This is a genomic window from Bartonella sp. OD88NMGDW (genome assembly GCF_042193775.1).
In the GTDB taxonomy this organism is placed as follows: domain Bacteria; phylum Pseudomonadota; class Alphaproteobacteria; order Rhizobiales; family Rhizobiaceae; genus Bartonella; species Bartonella grahamii.
The window spans coordinates 1-3,723 of record NZ_JBHIMA010000030.1; the positions used below are offsets into that span (position 1 = coordinate 1).

The window sequence follows — 3,723 nt, forward strand, 5'->3', positions numbered from 1 at the left end:
ATCAGCAACATTGTGATAAGTATTCTTCTCACCTTCTGTGCCATCAGCATCAAATTGCGCAACTTTGAAATCAGGTTTTGTCCATTTGCCTTCCTCATACTTAGTATCGCCACCAAAATATTTAGCAAGGGCTGTGTTCGTAGAATGGAGCTGTGAGCCATTCACCGCATCGGTTGATTTTTTTGAGAGCTCACCATCCTTAAGAAACGTGATCTTGCTGTTTGTTTTCTCATCTTCTTTTTCTCCATGTTTTGCAGTAAAGGCATTTTCATCTTTGTTCCATGATAAAGAATCTTGTGCAACACCTTGTGTCACATCTTTGATCCGCTGATTCACATTCTTGATACTCGTATCAATGCCTTCAAAAGCTGTACCAACATCGGTAAAATCAGTCTGTGTTACCTCTCCTGCTTCAGAAATCTTAGATAATTTATAGGTGGGTCCCGTGAAAGCACCATTTGTAAAAGCTGTACCACCACCTAAAAACTTCGCAACATCTCCAGAGAGGGTATGAATTTGTCCACCATTAATGGCATCACGTGAATTCTCTGTAATACTACCATCCGCAACATTATGAAGAGCAACGGGCTTAGCATCTTTACCTTTCCCCAACGTCACACTTTCATAATTAATGGTTTTTCCTTCATCTGTATTTTTATCATAATGAACAACTGCTGATTCATCAGATTGAAGATTATCAGAAAGGTCTTTTAAACCCTTATCAAGTTGGCCTTTATTAACCGCTTCATTGTTATTGGTCGCTTCCTTCACACCGGAAATAACACGATCAGCACCACTCTTATTTGCAATATTGATTGTAGCGCCTTCCGTCTCCGCACCAATCTTGATAGCCTTGCTGTCCGTATCCTGTTTAACTAGGCTATCACCTACAACCTTGTTAATCTCTTTTTTTACATTTGTAATAGAAGTACCTACACCCTCAAAGGCAGAAGCTACATCAGTATAGCTTTTATCTTCTGCAGTGCCATCTTCCTTAACGGTCTTAACCTTGAAAGTTGGACCTGTCCAGTTTCCATTTCCAAAATCAGCATCACCACCAAAAAAAGTAGCTACCTTACCACCTAGTGTATTTATCTGTGAACCATTCACCGCTTCATCTGAATTTGCACTGAGATCGCCACCTAATAAACCGGAAATGGTTCGTTTCCCATTATCTTTATTCAAAATGCTGACTTTAGTGCCGCCTGATGCCTTACCAATGGTGATGATAGTCGCTCCCCCCGAACGGAGACTGCGCGCTAAAGTAACCTCTTCTTCTTCCTTAACAAGGATGCTGTCTCTTACATCGACAATCTCTTTATTCAGAGTAGTGAAAGTACTGTTAACACCTTCAAAAGCAGCAGCAACATTGTGATAAGTCTTTTTGGCACCTTCTGTGCCGTTAGCATCAAATTGCGCAACTTTGAAATCAGGTTCTGTCCATTTGCTTTCCCCATACTTGGCATTACCACCAAAATATTTAGCAAGGGCTGTGTTCGTGGAATAAAGTTGTGAACCATTCACCGCTTGTTGTGAAGTCTCAGTGAGTGCTACAGCCTTAACTTTTTTTATCTCTTTACCTCCAGCATCAATACCATCGGTCTTTATTTTCGGACCATCAGTAATGACCAGACCTGTTGCATCTAGGGTGGTTGTGCCTGCCTTTAAACTCGTTAATGTAACATCCTTAGCTAAATCAAATTTTACCTTATTGTCTTTATCACCTTTTGTAACCTTTATGTTATTACTTGCAGCAGCTAAATCTACTAATTTATTCGATTCAACCGTTGTAGTATTCGCTCCAGAAACAGAGAGTTTCCAACTTCCGGCATTCTTTTCTAATACTTTCAACTGCGCTACATTTACTGCATCAGTATCTTCAGTACCACCTGCAACGCCTACAATTTGTCGTGTTTTTCCCTTTCCTATGCTACCAATACTAAGCGCTCCTTCAGAGCTGATCCAAGCATGCAAATCTGCCCCCGGCTCTACCAAAACGCCTAATGGCCTATATGCATTAATACCACTGCCTATAAAAGCTTCACTATCAGCACCTAAAGCAATCCCACCACTCTTGGTCACCTTCGCATTAGAACCAATAGCCGTCCCTCTAATCTCATTTGTCTCGGTTGCATTGTAACCAATAGCAACGCCATGTTGCATCACTGTTTTCGCACTATGACCTATTGCCACAGTATTAGTGCCGATGTTAATCCCGCTATCTCTAGTACTTCTAGTCAGTGGCCTCATATTAAATGTTGTTGCATCATTATCAAATCCAACAGACTTATAAGTGCTCTCTAAAGCAGGTATAGTAAAAGAACTCTCATTACTTTTATCCAAAAAAGTTTTGTTTAGAAAATTTGCATAGTTACTAGAAGCATTAATCTCTTCTACTCCTGCTTTTTTGAGCACTGTTAAATAATTGTCTTTTGAAACAGGAGACGCATTCAAACCAGCAACAGGGATGATGTTTTGTGGATAAGACACACCAGCACTTTTTACACCTTCAAGAAAGGTGTTCCTAAAATCAGGATTTGCTGAAAAAACAGGTGTAACATTCGATAAAAATGTAACCGCTGTAGCCAACGAAAGAACTTTAACAAAAGAAAAACGAGAAAGTTTTAATTTACTCGCTACTTGTGTGGCATGTATTTTTTTCATAATGGATTCCCCCCAAAAAACTTTAGAAACACACTTGATGACGCAAAAAAAACACATTTTAGCAATAAGAGTTTGAAATGAGTTTGATTTTGAGCCTTTGTACTGTGTATGTTTGATATAATGAGACCTAAATGTATATTTTTAGACGTAGTTATGACACATTTAGAGTCTAATGGTCATCGATGGGTTATTTTTTGCCTAACTTAAATTGTAATATCTAAGATTTTTGAAATTTATTGAATAATTGCTTTTCGCAAATCATCTCTTTTTTAGTATTATACAGTGATATACATAAATTTGCCGTGTGCTTTTTATCTTCGCGCATCACTTACCTCCCCTTTTAAAATTCATTTTATCAGAATGAGTCTTACTCACAACAGATTTTGTTACTTATAAAACATATTTGTAGAATATCAAGAAAAAAATGATTTTCCTGAGATATTTAGAGAGATAATTCGTTGTGAAGATAAAAATATCGCTTTTTTACAACAGTTGCCAAGAGGTTTTTTGATTATAGGACTTAGGTTTGTATTGTGTTTGTATGCTTAAAAAATTTTGCCCCCGCTTCATAAAAGCAAGGGCAAACGGGTGTTTGTTGAAATATTTTATTTTTATTGTTAATTTAGCGTTAAGCTTAGTCCTACGCCTGCTCCCCAGCGCCCCCCAGCAGTTGTAACAGATAGACTAGAACGGATTTTTCCATCTTCAGAGGTATAACCAGCACCAACAGCAAATGCAGACTGATTGATCCATATACCACTACCAAATGCAACACTCAACTTTCCTGGTGCATCATTGTAACGTAAGTTAGAGACAGCCAACCCAATAGCCGCAGCTTGCCTTGCCTCTTTCCGAACATCCTCAATAGCATAATTTAACGTCTCAAACTTCATATCTGTGTAGGATTTTGCCTCGTTAACGCCATTATCGACAAGACTACCTATTTGATCATCCGTATATTTCTTCGCATCTTCAAGAACTATCTTCATCTGCTGTTCGGTGTAATCATGTAACTGACCCCCATTAACAGCTTCATGCGAGCCCGTTTCAATCTTTCCA

General features: G+C 38.6%; 1 protein-coding gene and 1 pseudogene. Both read right to left on the reverse strand.

The annotated features are described in order from the left end of the window. A pseudogene (locus tag ACFIJR_RS08715) lies at window positions 1-2,664 on the reverse strand (hypothetical protein); the annotation flags it as partial. 617 nt (window positions 2,665-3,281) lie between these two features. Next, window positions 3,282-3,723 (reverse strand): YadA-like family protein (locus tag ACFIJR_RS08720; RefSeq protein ID WP_375652172.1); only part of this gene is annotated, 442 nt, incomplete at its 5' end.